Here is a 16,067-nt window from a genome sequence, read left to right on the forward strand (position 1 = left end):
TACCTAAAAGTTAATTTCCTCACCTAATTCTTGCAGAATTCCCTGCAACTCGGCGATCGCAGCTTCCAATTCACCTATTGCTTCTTGGGCTAAGATAGCAGGTTCGGGTAAATTATTGTTATCATCTTCGCTTTCATTGTTAAGCCAGGAGATATCTAGATTATCCCCTCGTTCAGCAATCCAGTCACGGGAAAATTTTCTAAAGCGTCCTTTCTCTCCAGTATCAGTGCGTTTAGCTAAACTAACTGAACTACCGAAGGGATCATCACCAAAGGCTGTTTCAAACTCCTCAAAATGTTGACGCATCAGGGATGTTCGCTTACCAAATTGGGGAGTATTAGCACGCAGGTCATACACCCAAACTTCTTTGGTATTACCCTTTTCTGTCTTCCCACGAGTAAAAAACAATACATTGGTTTTGACACCCTGAGCATAGAAAATACCAGATGGCAACCGCAGAATTGTATGAAGATTGCATTTGTCCATCAAGTCAGTTCGGATCTGTCGTCCCACATTACTCTCAAATAGCACGTTGTCAGGAAATACAGCCGCAGCGCGACCACCCGGTTTTAAGCCTAGATAAATGTGTTGTAAGAAGCAAAATTGTTTGTTGCTGGTGGAAAAATCAAAATCTTTTCGGTCAGGTAAACCCCCACCTTTTTTGCTACCAAAAGGTGGATTTGTAAGAATTAGAGTTGCTGGCGGTAAGTTTTTTCCATCGGATGAAAGTGTATCGCCATAACGAATACCTGTGCCTTGCGGATTAAAATCGAGTCCATGCAGCATCAAATTCATTAATGCTAAACGGTGTGTGTCTGACACAAGTTCCATTCCGTAGAAAGTATTGGTGTGATATTTTTCTTTTTGCTTTTTAGTCCAACTATTGGGATCGCTATATTCTCGAATATATCTATCAGCAGCAATCAAAAATCCACCCGTACCAGCAGCAGGGTCTTGAATGATATCTTCTAAGGTGGGACGCATGACATGAACCATACTGTCAATTAACGGACGTGGCGTAAAATACTGACCTGCACCAGCCTTTGATTCATTGGCATTTTTTTCAAGGAGTCCTTCATATACATCTCCTATACTTTCCCGTCGCGCATTGTACCAATCAAGCTTGTCTATTTCATTAACAAGTGTAGAAAGCGTATTTGGTCTATTGATAGAAGATTTAGCATCTGCAAAAATTGCTTTGACAATGACAGAACCATCTTTCTCTAAGTGATTCAGAAGTTGCTTATAAAATTCAAGCTGTTCAGATTCTGGCTTGGTTTTCAAATCGTCCCAGCGATAACCCTCTGGAATCAGACTTTCAGTTCCCGTTTCCTTAGCCATCTTGAGAAACAGTAAGTAGGTTAGCTCGATCATGTATTGATGAAAGGATATCCCGCCGTCCTTGAGGACGTTACAGAGATTCCAGAGCTTGGCAACAATGTCGTGGGTGGCAGTATTCATAAGGTTATATTATACATCTTCTTTAGCCAAATACCTTTTGATGTTAGACATTAGGTGTTAATGGGGATATGTATCTATTAACCAATAAGTTGTCATTTCTCCTTTCCCTTTGACTTCAACTTGTCCCCGTTTTTCAAAATTATAGCGATGTTTTAACCGTTCATAGGTATTTTCTGTGACTTGAATTTTACCCGGTAAACCTGATGATTCCATGCGATAAGCAACATTTACAGCATCTCCCCACAAATCATAAATAAACTTTTTAACGCCAATAACTCCAGCAACCAATGACCCTGTATTGATGCCAATTCGCATTTGTAAAGGTTCCTGATATTTAGCTTGAAAATGAGCGATCGCTCCTTGGGTTTAACCCGAGTAGATAAGGGAGTAAAACCAACAATATCAGCAAATAAAATCGTGACTTCATCGAATTGTTCAGCAATAGCACTGGTATCTGTTTTTAAGCGTTCCGCAATAGTTGCGGGTAAAATATTAAGTAATAGTTGCAAGGCTTCATTTTGATTTTGTAGTTTTTTCTGGAGAACTTTAAGTTGTAATTGAGTTTGAATACGAATTAAGACTTCTTCGGGTTGATGCAGGGTTTTATCATTTATATGCTTCGGTAAATTTTAAAATAATTTGAAATTGAAAATTTTGAGTTAAATCTTTCAATTTTTCAATTAACGCTTGATTTTCAGGGGGAATTTGATCAATTAAATCTAATATTTTTAGATCGCTTCCTTGAGCAGCGGCACAATAGAGATGACTCTGCCACTCTGGAGACATTGTGTTCAGAAGATCACCCAAATCTTCTGCTGAACTTTGAGGATTTGTGGGAACAGCTTTTTCGAGTAGCAATTCATCCTGTTGATACAAATATTTTACACCTAAATGTTGATTAATTTTATCTAGTAAATGATCGGCTTTGAAGGGTTTAGCAATAAAATCCTCACAACCCGATGTTAAAATTTCTTGTTGATTTTCCTCAAAAACACTCGCTGTTAAAGCAATGATTTTAGTTTGTTTTCCCAGAGATGTTGCTTTGATTAAAGCTGATGCCGTTAACCCATCCATCACGGGCATTCTCACATCCATTAAAATTAAATGAGGTTGCCAAGCTTCCCAACAATTGATGGCTTCTTGACCATTTCCAGCTTGTTTAATTTTAAACCCAATTTCTGATAATAATTCGCTTAATAATAAACAGCTATCCAAATTATCATCTACAATTAAAATTCGATATTCAGGTTGATTGGGAGCCAGGGAAATCACCTTAGATTTATTAGCATTGCAGGAAAATTCACAGGAGTCTAAAAAATGAATCGGAATTTCAAACATAAATAAACTTCCGACTCCGAGTTGACTACTAACATGAATATCTCCTCCCATTAGTTGTATATATTTTCGACTAATGGCTAAACCCAATCCTGTTCCTTGATTAGAATTCCGTCCTGATTCTGTTTGCTTAAAGGGTTCAAATAGTAACTGTATTTCTTCAGAGGAAATTCCTAATCCTGTATCTTCAACTTCAAATAAAATAAACTCCGATTTTTCCTGAGAAGAAGAATTAACCGAAAGATTTTCCAGGTCAATATTGGCTGAATTCCCATCCTCTGATTTAGGAGAAGATGAAGATTCAGACTTAAAGATTTGATATTCGCGTCTCACTCTTAATGTAACTTGACCTTGGGTTGTAAATTTAATCGCATTGCTTAATAAATTTAATAAAACTTGTCGCAATTTTCCTTGATCCGTTTGCAAATAACGGGGTAAGTTAGGTGCATATTGAAATTGTAATTGTAACCCTTTAGATTCTGCTTTCATCTGCAACATTTTTCTTAACCCCTCTAAAAGATTAATTAAATCAAACTGATGCTCATTAAGGGTTGTTCTTCCCGCTTCTATTTTAGACATTTCTAAAATGTCATTAATCAACGTTAATAAATGTTCACCAGCATGATTAATAATTTCAAGATACTGATGATGCTTGGGAGATAGAATTGTATCTTCATTCATCAATTGAGTAAACCCTAAAATGGCATTTAAGGGAGTTCTTAACTCATGACTCATATTGGCTAAAAATTCCGATTTAGCTTGATTAGCCGCATCAGCAGCCGCTACTGCTTTTTGAAGTTCGATAGATTGTTTTTGGGTTTTTTCTAATAATTCAGCTTGCTGTAAAGCCACCCCTAATTGATTACTAATTTGCACTGCAATATTAATTTCTTCCTGTTTCCACTGACGGGAACTAGAGTTTTGATAGGTGGCGAGTAATCCCCATAATTGATGGTTAGAAAAAATGGGGACGATAATATAAGCTCTGGCTTGTAAACTTTCTAATAACTGAATATAACATTCGTCAAAATTAGCTTGATAAATATCAGAAACAGCCCGGTAATTGACTCCCTGACTATACAATCCTCCTTGGGTGGTTTGAAGATAAGTATCTTGGATGACAGGGGATAAATAATTAGGCTTGGAGTTACTCTCAAATAATTTAACAGTACACCGTTCATTCGCAATAGCATTTTCTTGAAGTTTAGGATGATAATTTTGTTCTTCAAATAAAGAAATCCATCCCCCATTAACAGATTCTGCAATGAATTCCCCACTCCAGTCAGGACGAAAACGATACACTACAACCCGATCACAATTAATCACTCGTCTTAATTCTGAAGCGGTGGTGGAAAAAATGGTTTTGATATCTAAGGTTTGGCGCATCCGTTGGATGGCTTTTGCTAACGCTTGTTCTCGTTCTAAACTTTCTTGTAATGCAATTTCAGTATTTTTGCGATTGGTAATATCTTCAGAAATACACAGCATATGAGTGGTTTTTTGATGGTTGATAATAGGGATTTTTAAAGTTCTTAATAAAATGTCACCCTGAGCCGGAGTCTGAATTAAAATTTCAGGAATTTCTATCGGTTTTTGGTGAGTTAAAGCCTCTAAAATATGGGAACGAAAATGCTGGGCTTGTTTTTCAGGTAACAGATCATAAATGTTTTTTCCTAAAATTTGCTCGCGGCTAACTCCAAAGATTTTTTCACTGGCTTTATTCCAAAGAACAAATTGAAAGTCACTTTCAACATTTTTAACATATAAAGCCAAAGGAATATTCTCAATAATCGTATTTAAAAATTGTCGTGATTTTGCTAATTCTTGATCCAGGTTTTTGCGTTCTGTGATATTATTAAAGGTACAAACAATCCGTTCTAATTTTTGGTCTTCATTGAACTGAGGATCAATATTCAACAATAACCAATGAATGGTTGTAGAATAGGGTTGTTGATCCAGTCCAAGAATTAAGTTGCGGATGGGTTGACCTTGGGCGATCGCTTGATGAATGAAATCCATTTTTTCCCCCAAGGGTTTGCCCTCTTCATTGAGAAGTTTCACGGGCAATGAAAATAGATTTTTTCCCTCTAATTGGGGTTCAATGGAAAATAACAAATTTTGAGCAAATTGATTACTTAAAATAATCTCTCCTTGGGGCGTTAACAATAACACGCCAACCGGCATTTCTCGAATCAGAGAACGAAAGCGTTTTTCACTTTCTTGCAGGGCATTTTGATATAGTAATTGAGTGCTATAGCGTTGATCTAACAAAGACGTGACTAAAGTTCCCACCAACAGCATTAAGGTCACGATTCCAATTTGCAATGCTAACCCTGAATGGGCAGAAATTTCCTCAGAATTGAGCGTAATAGAAGACTGTTCAACAATGTTAGTCGCCCACATTCCCGTGTAGTGCATTCCACTGATAGCAATGGCCATGACCACGGCACTGCATCCCTTAATCCAATTAAACCCAGAGGTACCCGAATGCCTTAAGTAAAACGTCATCCCCAAAGCAGCAATTGAGGCAAAAATGGCGATGGCGACAGACATCAGAACACGCCCTAAATTGTATTCCATCACGGTGCCTGGAATCATCATGCCAGCCATTCCAACATAGTGCATGGACACAATGGCTAATCCCAAGACCACCCCACCGGAAAGAACTCCGAGACTGAGTTTGGGTCGATTCCATAACAGCAACGCCAGCCCAGAGGCGAACACGCCCACCCCCCAGGATAGGATAGTGATCTTGAGGCTGTAGGTCACGGGGAGGGGAAGTTGAAACGCCAACATCCCGATAAAGTGCATTGACCATATCCCTGTGCCCATCGCCAGTGAGCCTCCCCAGGCCCAGATGAGACGCTTTTGTAGGGGTGACTCTGGAGTAACCCATCCGGTTATATCCAACGCCGTATAGGCGGCAATCACCGCAATTAAAAAAGAGAGAACCACTAAAGACGGTTGATAATGACCTTGAATCACCGTCATCATGACTAATAATTCGTGCATTGTTTAGGGGTGAGTGAAATCAAAGGGTATTAACTGCATCATAGCTAGATTCCTTTGCCTCCCAGAGTAAACATTGAAGCGCAATAAAGCCGAGGTTTAGGTAAGCAGGAACAAAAAAAGTAGATAACATCATCCTACGGGCGAAAGTTTTGCTCAAGGAAAGTGTAATTTGAAACCCATTCTTAGAAGAGATCGCTTAAATATTATCTTGACCTAACAGCTTAAATTCAATTCCCATAGTTGTTTCAGAACAATTCGTTTTTGTCAAGTGCTTAAAGTTAACTTCTTTTCAGGTTCCTGGCATCGGGAAGTGTAGATAATACGGTGAAGTTATGGACGTTGGAAGGAAAGGAACTCACAACTTTGCGAGGATATAGTGGGGCTATTCGGGGATTAACTTATAGTCCCGATGGTCGTTTTGTGGCATCAGTTGGAGAGGATGATAACTTGATTCTCTGGAATGTGGAAAGCGTTTTAAATGTAGATTTATTGAGTTATGGCTGTAATTTTGTTCGAGATTATTTAACTGATCACCGACTTAAGATGTAAGAGATGATGCTTATCGATTTAACTCAATTGATGAGTGCTTTCCGGGAGCTAATCGTTCTTGAATTTTTCTAGGAAGGCAGGATATCAAGATGAATGATGATGTCCATAAGCACCTCGTTCAGGATAAAAAGCAGCAGTTTCTTCTTGAAGGGTTAATCCCATTTGCACTAACATTGAAGATAATACAGGATCGGGTGAAAATCGTAAATAGTTTGAGGTAATTTCTAAAGGAACATGACGATTTCCCAAATGATACGCCGCTTTTAATAAATCAAGGGAACAGTTCGCCGTCACGGTGATAATGGGTTCTGGTTTAGCAATGACTTTAGCCCAATAATCTTGAGTATCCGAGGTTAATAAATCCCCTTCCTTTAAAACTATTCCTCTAGGTAGACGAATATAATAGGTTTTACCCTCTAAAGTTTCAATATACTGACGAGCTTTGGTTCGTTGTTCAGCCGTTAAAGGTAGATAAACGTTAACGCATTGATTGTCATGGGCTAGATGGGATTGGGTAAAAACAATCATAATAAAATTTAATAGGAGCTTGTTCTCAATTCAGAATCAATGTCATTATAAAGGATAGATGAGGATGCTAGAGAAATAATTTTTTTATTGCTTTCCATTTTGAGTATTATTTACCGGGTCGCTCTATTCAATCCTTGATTCTATTTTATCGAGGGTTTGAGTTATAATGGAAGTGAAACTTCCTAAATCTTTTGCAAATTCAACAATACCAACCCTTAGCTTTATATTATCAAGTCCAATTGTTTTATTAAAATTGTAAAATTAAAGTATACCCTTTGGATTATGAGTCAATCCATGAAGTTATTGCTGGTTGAGGATGATGAGCGAGTCACGGAAGCACTGGTTGAATATTTGACGGATCAACATTACTTAATTGATATTGCACACGATGGAGAAATCGGTTTACAAATGGCAGAGAGTTCTAATTATAATCTAATTATACTGGATGTCATGTTACCGAAACTCGACGGAATTACAATTTGTAAACGTTTACGAGAAAAAGGTTATAATACGCCGCTCTTAATTTTAACAGCGAAAGATACAAGAACGGATAAAATTCTAGGCTTAGATGCAGGGGCGGATGATTATGTGGTTAAACCTTTTGATTTAGAGGTTCTCTCAGCAAGAATTCGAGCATTACTTCGTCGATGGGGAGAAAGTTTACCTCCAGTTCTACGATGGGAACATTTACAACTTGATCCGACTTCTTGTGAAGTGACTTATCAAGGTAAACTTCTCTCTTTAACCCCGAAAGAATATCGATTACTTGAACTTTTTCTTAGAAATGGTCGTCGTGTATTTAGTCGCAGTGCAATTTTAGATTTACTTTGGTCATGGGAAGAAATTCCGACAGAAGCAACGGTTAAAACTCATATTAAAAGTTTACGATCTAAACTCAAAGCGGTTGGTGCTCCGGGTAATTTAATTGAAACAGTCTATGGTTTGGGATACCGGCTTAAAGAAAACTCGTGATTTTAATTTTAGATATTTAAGATGGCATTTATTATTGTCTTATTTGACGGTAATGGCAGCCATTTTATTCTTGTTTGTTATCGGTGTTTATCTATTTTTTAGTTATAGTTTTTATCAGCAATTAGATGAAAAACTTCGAGCTTTAGCCCAATCTGCTGCCCCTTCCTTGAGTGAAGTAGAAAAACGAGGGAATGAATATTTAGATCAAATGTCTGTTTTTCCTTGGCGAGATTTATTTAACCGTGATCAACAAAGTTTAGAATGGTTTAATGCCAAGGGAGAATTATTAGCTAAAAGAGGAGAATTAGTCTTGTATTTTCCTCCTAAACCCGGTGTTTCTAAGATTCGCTTATCCAATCATCCCTTTGCCATTCATACCTATACCATTTCTGTCTTTACAAATTCATCCAATAAAAAAACCATTTTAAAAGGGTTTATTCGCGCTAGTCAATCAACTGAATCTATTAAAGTTTCTCAAAAACAATTATTATTATGGTTAGGAATTGGGGGATCTCTAGCGTTAGGATTAGCAGGAATTGGCGGGTTATGGTTAACCCAAAAAGCCTTAAAACCCATTGAACAAAGTTATAAACAACTCAAACAATTTACTGCCGATGCTTCCCATGAATTACGCAGTCCTTTAACCGCCATTAAAACCTCTGTGGATGTGATGTTAACTCATTTAGAACGCATTCATCCCAAAGATCTCAAAAAACTCTCCGCCATTAGTAGTGCTACCGTTCAAATGAATCATCTCGTCGATGATTTATTGTTTTTAGCCAGAACAGATGTTTCAGCCTCTAAACTTTCTCATGAATGGCTACCCATTAAACTCCATGAACTTTTGCAAGATGTGATTGATTTAATTGCACCTTCTGCTCAAGCAAAACAAATTCGCTTCATTTCCCATGTTTCTATCCCTTTAATGATTCACGGAGACCGCAATTGCCTCTGCCGTTTACTTTCTAATTTATTAGAAAATGCCATCCAATATACCTCAACCGGGGGTAAAATTACCGTATTTTTAAAGAAGCAAAATCGCTTTGCTGTTATTACCATTAAAGATACAGGAATTGGAATTGCAGAGGAACATCTACCCTTCATTTTTGACCGTTTTTGGCGGGCAGATAAAGCGCGTTCTCATCGGGAAGGCGGCACCGGGCTAGGGTTGTCCATTGCTCAAGCGGTGGCCCTCCAACATGGAGGTAAAATTACTGTTGCCTCTAAATTAGGGGTCGGGAGTTGCTTTTTTGTCCATTTACCCCGTATTTCTTCAACCATAACAGGGGCAAATTTCCCGAAGAACTCTGACTTCAACTCTTTAACTTAAGTCATCTTTCCCAGATCTTCACTTTTTAGGTTTAAGTTAAAACTAAGTATCAACAATCGATGAATCATTGTTAAAAAAGTTTATGAAAATTAAATTTTTTTTACATCACCTCTGAAGTTTGGGTAAGCGCCCCTACTGGGACTTACCCCCCACTCTCCTCTTTTCTACGGAGAAAAGTTTGCAAGTTGCCTTTCCTGTATCGGTTATCCGTCCCCCTATCTGGCTTTTAGTTATCCTATGAATACTGTCGTTTCCGTCAATTGTAACTGTCAATTTCATCAAGAAATTTATGTTTTAATCAGCCAAATCGAACACAAAATTAATACTATCAACTCTGGGAATGAATTACCGATTTCTTGGCGAAATCAACAGGATAGAATCACCACAGAATTAGCAAAAGTTGGACGATTATTGGATTTATACAAACTTCAATGCGTCGATAAAAATTCCAAAACCAATGAACAGTTTATTCAAGGCTACCAAATGGGAAAACAATGTAATCAAGTTTTGTATGATGCCTCTCAAATTCCCATTCAAGAAGTCAAAATGGCATTAGCTTTAGATCTCAATCAAAATCCGATTCCGCCTTATCTAATGGGAATTCAAGTGGGGTGGAGATTGGGAGTTGTCGAACAAAGTTTAACTCGATTTTTACCAGATGAGAAAACGAATATTGCTTGACTTCGCTTATCATCAACCGAAGGAACGGGTGTGAAGACTTGATTTCAATTAGAGTGTTATGGGATATCTAATCATGAGCTTGATTTTTGCCAAAAGCCTTGATATATTTAGGGTTTCAACGATTTTAAAGTTTATTTTTAATTTAAGAAAAGATTTCTGGATTTTATTAAAAATTAAACCCTTTCTAAAGATAGATAGGATCTTATTTCTCCCGACAGATTAATTGTTAAAAGTATTTTGGATATCTTTAAAAAGATCGGGATCAGGGTTTATAACCTTTAGGCTTCAAAAACAGGGTCAGCAAAGGAAATCAATACTTATTATTGTTTTCTTTGGCTTTTAGTATCCTTATTTTTTTGCATTTTAAGAGCAGTGTTTATTCCTTTAACCTTTAGAGCAAACCCAAGCAATAACCCATCTATTCCCGATCAGTTCATCTAAATCATTCATTTTCTATTAAAATGAACCTGGGGAGAAATGTATGAATAATCAAACTCGAAATAATTCCTATTCTAATCGGAATACTCCTTCTCAACACGGATATACTCCTGACTCAGTACGGGATGAATATATTCGTCAAACCGAAAGAACAAAAGCCAACAATGAAGCGGCGTGGGGTACTTTAATTGGAATTGGAATTGCTACCTTATTAGCATTAGGAATTGGTTCTCTGGTTTGGCCGAGTTTATTTAAACCCAATGGCCCTCAAGCTCCCACCGTTGGGCCAGAACAAACCGAATCCAATACCCCTAAGACTGAACCGAGAACCCAAGAACCTCAGCGCGATACGGTGATTATTGAGAGAAATAGGACTCAAGTGGTTCCGGTTCCCGTGGAAACCCCCCAACCTCCGAGCCCCGCGCCGACACCGAATGTTAACGTTACGGTTCCCCCAGCCCCTCAACCTGCGCCTAATGTTGATGTGACCGTTCCCCCAACTGCACCGAATACCGCACCGAATACCGACGGAACGTTATTGGATACCAATCCTAGACCCACTTCTGACCCATCGGTTCAACCGCCCAGAGCTTCGAGCACCGAGGGGTCTGGGGAAACGGAAACGACTACCCCCACTGAACAACCCCAAAGTCGTCTCGACTCCACGACCCCTGATGAGTTAGTGAGTACAACCCAAACTCAAACCGGAAATTCACCAGCATTATTCCAGGGTCGCCGTGATTAACCGTTGTTTTCTCCTGCGGGTAGAATAACCTAACCCCCCAGCCACCTTTGCGACAAGGACATGGGGGGTAATTTATTGTTATTTTCCATTCCCTATGGAAAGGGGTTATAGTGCTAGGCATGACAGTTAGGACACTTTTTAATCTAGCAAACCCTTTCACTGCCTACTGTTCCCTGTTCCCTGTTCCCTGTTCCCTGAGTGCGTAGCACTATAATAAAAGATTGTCTAAATTTAATCAGATGTCATGAGTCCAGTAATGGTTAATTCAGGTTTGTCTCCGATTCGGGTTGGAATTTTGGGGTTTGGCGGTTTAGGACAGGCAGCAACACGGGTTTTAGCCGGAAAACAGCAAATGCAGTGGGTGGCTGTAGCCGATCAAAAAGGATATGCTTATGATGCCCAGGGGCTGAACCCGAATCGCTGTATCGAGGTTTACCAATCTCAAGGGTCGGTGGGGTATTTAGAGCCAAATGGTGTTCTCAGTCATCAAAGTATTGAAGAGTTAGTAAAAACAGCCCCAGACGTTGATGGCTATTTTCTAGCTTTGCCAAATTTACCGAATGATTTTATGGCGAGTGTGGCTAAAACCTTTATCCGCTTGGGGTGGAAAGGGGTGTTAGTCGATGCGATTAAACGTACCAGTGCTGTTGAATTATTATTAGATTTAAAAGAAGAGTTACAAGCGGCTGGAATTACTTACATGAGCGGTTGTGGTGCGACACCAGGGTTATTAACCGCCGCCGCCGCTTTAGCCGCCCAAAGTTATACGGAAATTCACAGCGTTAAAATTACCTTTGGAGTCGGAATTGCTAATTGGGAAGCTTATCGCGCCACCATTCGAGAAGATATTGGTCATTTACCCGGTTATACCCTTGAACAAGCGAGAGCCATGAGTGATGCGGAAGTGGAAGCTTTATTAGATGAAACCAATGGGTTATTAACGTTAGAAAATATGGAACACGCCGATGATATTATGTTAGAATTGGCGGGGATTTGTTCACGCGATCGCGTTACAGTGGGGGGTATTGTTGATACTCGCAACCCGAAAAAACCTCTAAGTACAAATGTTCAAGTTACAGGTCGGACGTTTGAAGGAAAAATTTCTACCCATACTTTTACGTTAGGGGATGAAACCAGCATGGCGGCTAACGTTTGTGGGCCGGCTTTTGGATATTTGAAAGCCGGAATTCAACTGCATCATCGCGGAATTCACGGTTTATTTACGGCGGCTGAAATTATGCCTCAATTTGTTCGTTAAAACTGAATTATTGTCCCAGAAACCGGGTTTTTGAAGTGATCTTAATATATGATAATTAACCTCAAAGAGAAACCCGGTTTCTAAGATTCTACCATCCCTTCTTTAACCTTCATGCTAACGCTCAACTATGCCTCTATATGAACGAGTTTTATTACTGATTATTTATACTTGTTTGACATCTTTAATTGTGGTGTTTTCTCTCTGTTTAGGTTACGCTATGATACATTTTACCTTGTTTGGTTCCTTTCGCTGAAGAATTTTAGGGTTGTGGGCGATCGCAATGTTTTTAGGATACTAAAGCGCGTATGAATCTTTAAGTTTATCGGCGGTATAAAAACAATGTTGCAAATATATTAGCAAGCAAAACTAAAGTGATGAATTACTTGCAGATTCATTTGATGTCAACCCAACTTGACAAATATAACTCAAAAGATATATAATTTATAAACATACAATAATTGCCTAATTTTCTTAACTAAAAATAATAAAATGATGTTTAGATTATTAACCCGAACTCTAGTGATTGGGATAACTTTATTTTTTTTAATATTAGGAAGTAATTTTTTCATCCCAGAACCTGCCAATGCTGCTATTCTAAAACAACAAGAATCCCCCGGACAAATGTTGTATCAATCCCGTCATAGCTTCCGCGATGAAACTGGAAAATCTTGGCAAGTTGTTCTATTTAAACGAGTGAAGAATGAGCAGGTTAACACTATAGATTTACGCCTAGTAGGATTTCCTGATCAAGCTGTATTTATTCATCCTAAAGGATTAGAAATTATCACGGCTCAAGGCAGACTTTTTCAAGCTGAAGATCAATTTGCTAACAATGCACCTGCTCCTAATGTGGGTGAATATAACCTCAAGAAAATTTTACCCCAACTCTCCTCAACGGAACAGGTTAAATTAAATTTACCGTTAAAAGATAAACAACACAGTTTAACTCTTCCTGCTCCTATCATTTTAGAGTGGAAAGAATTGATCAACGAGGAGAACTCATAAAAATTAATCTTCAAATGTTAGGGGGGTTTAAAAAATGTAAATCCAAAACTTTTTTAATCGAATCACTTAACAGTTGAACTTGATTTTCGCCCAAGGTTTCACTTGAATTTAATTCTGGTTCTGACACCATTTCTGTTAGTTGAGAATGAATTTCAGGATTAACATCACAAAACTCGATAATCGCTTCTGTAACCGATTCAATCCGTTCGGGTTCGGGTTCTGTTTCTGAATCATCCAAAACCGTTTCTAATCGAGTTAAATCTTTTAAAATTTCTCCTTGAAATAGTTCGGGTTTATGAGTAATAATATCGGAAAAAAAGGTAATAACCTGTTCGGATTTCATGGGAGTGAGTATCCTTACTAAAATTTACAAACATTTATTGATACTAGATTAGCAAGATTTAGCTATAAATGGCAATAAAAAATGATTTTGTTTCAAAAATCCATATCCTCGGTAGAGACGCGCCCTGTAGAGACGTGCCTGAGCGTAGCGATGCCCAAGACTATTGGCACGCCTCTATAGGTGAATTAAATCTTATTTCCCTTTATTAGGGTTTTTAGCTTGTTCTAAGGCAATTTCTTTAACGGCTTGGAAGGAACTGACGTTAGAAGCACCTTCAATGGCTTTGACTGCTAAATCTTGAACCTGTTTCAGTGCAGAATCTAATTGTTTCGATAAAGTTTGTAGACGAGTATCTTGACTTTGAATGGTTTCCATTAAGGACTTAACGCGCAATTCATAATATTGTTTCTGACCCTCCACTTCTTTTGCAAATAAATCGGCTTTAATTTTAGCTTGATAATTCCCAATATTGCGTCCTTGATCTTTTCCGCTTTTAATACTATCTTCTAATTTTTGAGGAAATTCTTCTACTTTAGCTTTAACCTCTGCATAAATTTTTTCTCGTTCAGCAATTATTTTTTCCCGTTCTGTCCATTGTTTTTCCTGTTCTTCTTGCAAATCTTCAAGCTGTTTATATAGGTTTTTCTTTGTTTGTGAATAGGTATCGTTATCGACATCTCGTTGCACTTGCAAATTATAATCATAGGTTTCTTGATCTCGAAATCGAGATTTTTTATAGGTTTCATTCCGCTCTTTAACAATGCGTTGATGTTCTTCCTGTTCTTTTTGCCATGCTTTTTGTTGTTCTTGAATTTCCTGTTCCAAGGTTTCTCGTCTTAAACTTAATTCCTCATCAAAGGTTTTAGCACTTTCTTCATAACGTTGAACTAAATCATCTAATGTATCATCGTCAACGTTTTCTAAATCATGTAATTCTTCTAATTGTTGCAATTCATGATTAACAGTTTGTCGCAATTCTCCTAATTTCACGGCTTCTGAAGTTAACGCTTCTGATAATTCACTCACCGCACTTCCAAACCCGGTTTGTAATAACAATAAATTCTCAATAGTTTGCTGCATTTTTGGCTTTTTCACAGCAGATGTAGTGGTCATCGGTTTAATTTCTTCCTTACGGGTTTGTTGAACTTGATTTTGAGTAGAACTCAGCTTTTTAATCTGCGCTTCTAACGCATTTTTTTCTTCATTTAATTCTTTATAAGCTTCCAAAATTTCCGCTTTTGTATTGCGGTCATTCATTTTTTTTGTCATAGTTTATGCTTCCTTTTTTTGTTTATATTTGTAGAAAAATCGTGCTTTTGCAAAATACCAGAATATTGATTTTCAATCTCTATTTATTGCCAGTATTAGCAGTAGTTGAACTAGAAAAAGCTCGCATAGCTAGATCTTGAGCTTGTTTTAATGTTTCTTGTAACTGAGTTGAAATTTGGGTAATTTGTTCATTTTGTCGTTGAATAGTTTGTTCTAAAGATAGAACTTGTAACTCATAACCTTGTTTTGTAGATTCCCATTCTTTTGTCAATAAATCAGCTTTAACCTTGGCTTCTCGTGTTGCTTCTTGAATCGCTTCTTCTTTAGCCGTATTAAAGGCTTGTTTCAGTTCTTCTTCATATCCTGCCACTTGCTGTTGATGTGCTTCAAATTCTGCTTGATTTGCCCTTAGAACTCGTTCCCGTTCTGTCCAATTTTTCTCTTTATCTTGATTTAATTCTTGTAACTCTCGTTCTAACTTCCGTTTCATGTCTTCATATTCATCAGTTTCAATGCGTCGAGTTCGTTCCAATTCATAGTTATAATCTGCTTCTGCTTGTTCACGACTGCGCGTTAAACGTTCTGTTTCCTCTTCAAGTAATATGTCAAATTCCTGTTGTTCTTTTTCCCAAATTTTGTGCTTTGTTGTTATATCTTTCTGCAAACTTTCTTGCTGAAGCGTGACATTATGTTGTAATAAACTTAACTTTTCCTGATGTTCTTGCGTTAAAATATGAAGCGAATCAGCAACAATGCGAATTTTATGAATTTCTTTTAACTGTTGAGTCTCAATTTCAATTCCTCGTTTTAACTCCTCTAACTTTGTAGATTCCGTTCGTAATTTTTCGGTTAATTCTGTTATAATAGAACCAAAATCAAGTTGTAAGTCCGCTAACCCTTTAACAATACTATCAACAGTATAGGTTGCTGCGGTTTCTAAGATTTGCTTGCCTTTTTCTTGTTCTGCTTCCTGTTCCTTCGTGGCAACTTTCGATTCAATTCGTTTTTGTTCTGCTAAAATTTGTTGAAAGGCAGCTAACAGTTGTGTTTTGTTGCTAGGGACAAAAGAGGAATGGGTCATAAAAATTTTCTCCGATTACGAAATAACTAATTAGATTAATTACAATTCGGGCTATCCAGT

At 37.8% G+C, this 16,067-nt stretch carries 13 protein-coding genes and 2 pseudogenes; 8 read left to right on the plus strand and 7 right to left on the minus strand.

The genetic code is table 11. The features are described 5' to 3' along the window. Positions 1 to 3 precede the first annotated feature (3 nt). From PL9214_RS05785 to PL9214_RS05800, 3 genes and pseudogenes are all read right to left on the minus strand, one after another. The gene (locus PL9214_RS05785; protein ID WP_072717863.1) at positions 4 to 1,461 is read right to left on the minus strand and encodes a class I SAM-dependent DNA methyltransferase; all 1,458 of its coding nucleotides are present in this window, start codon (positions 1,459 to 1,461) and stop codon (positions 4 to 6) included. A 57-nt stretch (positions 1,462 to 1,518) separates the two neighbouring features. Further along, a pseudogene (locus PL9214_RS32195) lies at positions 1,519 to 1,982 on the minus strand (adenylate/guanylate cyclase domain-containing protein); the annotation flags it as partial. Positions 1,983 to 2,067: 85 nt separating this feature from the next. After that, the gene (locus PL9214_RS05800) at positions 2,068 to 5,808 is read right to left on the minus strand and encodes an MHYT domain-containing protein (protein ID WP_072717866.1); all 3,741 of its coding nucleotides are present in this window, start codon (positions 5,806 to 5,808) and stop codon (positions 2,068 to 2,070) included. Between the two features lie 291 nt (positions 5,809 to 6,099). Between PL9214_RS05800 and PL9214_RS33015 the strand changes: the two are divergent. Beyond that, positions 6,100 to 6,144: pseudogene (locus tag PL9214_RS33015) on the plus strand (hypothetical protein); the annotation flags it as partial. Continuing rightward, complete coding sequence (locus PL9214_RS05805) at positions 6,133 to 6,357, plus strand: WD40 repeat domain-containing protein (protein ID WP_072717867.1); 225 nt, start codon at positions 6,133 to 6,135, stop codon at positions 6,355 to 6,357. The pseudogene PL9214_RS33015 and the gene PL9214_RS05805, both read left to right, overlap by 12 nt. A gap of 84 nt (positions 6,358 to 6,441) precedes the next feature. Here the strand turns inward: PL9214_RS05805 and ureE are convergent, their stop codons facing one another. Then, complete coding sequence (gene ureE, locus PL9214_RS05810) at positions 6,442 to 6,885, minus strand: urease accessory protein UreE (RefSeq protein WP_072717868.1); 444 nt, start codon at positions 6,883 to 6,885, stop codon at positions 6,442 to 6,444. Between the two features lie 282 nt (positions 6,886 to 7,167). Here ureE and PL9214_RS05815 point away from each other — a divergent pair, with 282 nt between their 5' ends. From PL9214_RS05815 to PL9214_RS05840, 6 genes are all read left to right on the plus strand, one after another. Then, on the plus strand, positions 7,168 to 7,857 hold the full coding sequence (locus PL9214_RS05815) for a response regulator transcription factor (RefSeq protein ID WP_369325777.1): 690 nt from the start codon (positions 7,168 to 7,170) through the stop codon (positions 7,855 to 7,857). Continuing rightward, on the plus strand, positions 7,823 to 9,187 hold the full coding sequence (locus PL9214_RS05820) for a sensor histidine kinase (protein ID WP_139294972.1): 1,365 nt from the start codon (positions 7,823 to 7,825) through the stop codon (positions 9,185 to 9,187). The genes PL9214_RS05815 and PL9214_RS05820 overlap by 35 nt, the downstream gene beginning before the upstream one ends. A gap of 237 nt (positions 9,188 to 9,424) precedes the next feature. Beyond that, positions 9,425 to 9,868: a hypothetical protein gene (locus PL9214_RS05825; protein ID WP_072717870.1), complete on the plus strand. Its 444-nt coding sequence runs from the start codon at positions 9,425 to 9,427 to the stop codon at positions 9,866 to 9,868. Between the two features lie 481 nt (positions 9,869 to 10,349). Beyond that, the gene (locus PL9214_RS05830; protein WP_072717871.1) at positions 10,350 to 11,051 is read left to right on the plus strand and encodes a hypothetical protein; all 702 of its coding nucleotides are present in this window, start codon (positions 10,350 to 10,352) and stop codon (positions 11,049 to 11,051) included. A 244-nt stretch (positions 11,052 to 11,295) separates the two neighbouring features. Then, complete coding sequence (bioU, locus tag PL9214_RS05835) at positions 11,296 to 12,309, plus strand: (S)-8-amino-7-oxononanoate synthase BioU (protein ID WP_072717872.1); 1,014 nt, start codon at positions 11,296 to 11,298, stop codon at positions 12,307 to 12,309. A gap of 489 nt (positions 12,310 to 12,798) precedes the next feature. Beyond that, a complete protein-coding gene (locus PL9214_RS05840; RefSeq protein WP_083579898.1) occupies positions 12,799 to 13,314 on the plus strand; it encodes a DUF3122 domain-containing protein in 516 nt (171 codons plus the stop codon). A gap of 10 nt (positions 13,315 to 13,324) precedes the next feature. On the opposite strand, the gene PL9214_RS05845 is transcribed toward PL9214_RS05840, so the two are convergent. The 3 genes from PL9214_RS05845 to PL9214_RS05855 all read right to left on the minus strand — a co-directional run bounded on the left by PL9214_RS05845 (position 13,325) and on the right by PL9214_RS05855 (position 16,007). Beyond that, the gene (locus PL9214_RS05845; protein ID WP_072717873.1) at positions 13,325 to 13,657 is read right to left on the minus strand and encodes a hypothetical protein; all 333 of its coding nucleotides are present in this window, start codon (positions 13,655 to 13,657) and stop codon (positions 13,325 to 13,327) included. A 192-nt stretch (positions 13,658 to 13,849) separates the two neighbouring features. Beyond that, on the minus strand, positions 13,850 to 14,926 hold the full coding sequence (locus PL9214_RS05850; RefSeq protein WP_072717874.1) for a coiled-coil domain-containing protein: 1,077 nt from the start codon (positions 14,924 to 14,926) through the stop codon (positions 13,850 to 13,852). A gap of 79 nt (positions 14,927 to 15,005) precedes the next feature. Further along, positions 15,006 to 16,007, minus strand: coding sequence for a coiled-coil domain-containing protein (locus PL9214_RS05855; protein WP_072717875.1), 1,002 nt, complete (start codon positions 16,005 to 16,007; stop codon positions 15,006 to 15,008). Positions 16,008 to 16,067: the final 60 nt, after the last annotated feature.

Origin of the sequence: Planktothrix tepida PCC 9214 (assembly GCF_900009145.1) — a bacterium.
Lineage (GTDB): Bacteria > Cyanobacteriota > Cyanobacteriia > Cyanobacteriales > Microcoleaceae > Planktothrix > Planktothrix tepida.

Coding starts and splice junctions, on each gene's coding strand:
- PL9214_RS05800 (WP_072717866.1), bottom strand. CDS start 5,808: ATGCACGAATTATTAGTCATGATGACGGTGATTCAAGGTCATTATCAA.
- PL9214_RS05820 (WP_139294972.1), top strand. CDS start 7,823: ATGGTTTGGGATACCGGCTTAAAGAAAACTCGTGATTTTAATTTTAGA.
- PL9214_RS05815 (WP_369325777.1), top strand. CDS start 7,168: ATGAGTCAATCCATGAAGTTATTGCTGGTTGAGGATGATGAGCGAGTC.
- PL9214_RS05840 (WP_083579898.1), top strand. CDS start 12,799: ATGATGTTTAGATTATTAACCCGAACTCTAGTGATTGGGATAACTTTA.
- ureE (WP_072717868.1), bottom strand. CDS start 6,885: ATGATTGTTTTTACCCAATCCCATCTAGCCCATGACAATCAATGCGTT.
- PL9214_RS05785 (WP_072717863.1), bottom strand. CDS start 1,461: ATGAATACTGCCACCCACGACATTGTTGCCAAGCTCTGGAATCTCTGT.
- PL9214_RS05830 (WP_072717871.1), top strand. CDS start 10,350: ATGAATAATCAAACTCGAAATAATTCCTATTCTAATCGGAATACTCCT.
- bioU (WP_072717872.1), top strand. CDS start 11,296: ATGAGTCCAGTAATGGTTAATTCAGGTTTGTCTCCGATTCGGGTTGGA.
- PL9214_RS05855 (WP_072717875.1), bottom strand. CDS start 16,007: ATGACCCATTCCTCTTTTGTCCCTAGCAACAAAACACAACTGTTAGCT.
- PL9214_RS05850 (WP_072717874.1), bottom strand. CDS start 14,926: ATGACAAAAAAAATGAATGACCGCAATACAAAAGCGGAAATTTTGGAA.
- PL9214_RS05825 (WP_072717870.1), top strand. CDS start 9,425: ATGAATACTGTCGTTTCCGTCAATTGTAACTGTCAATTTCATCAAGAA.
- PL9214_RS05845 (WP_072717873.1), bottom strand. CDS start 13,657: ATGAAATCCGAACAGGTTATTACCTTTTTTTCCGATATTATTACTCAT.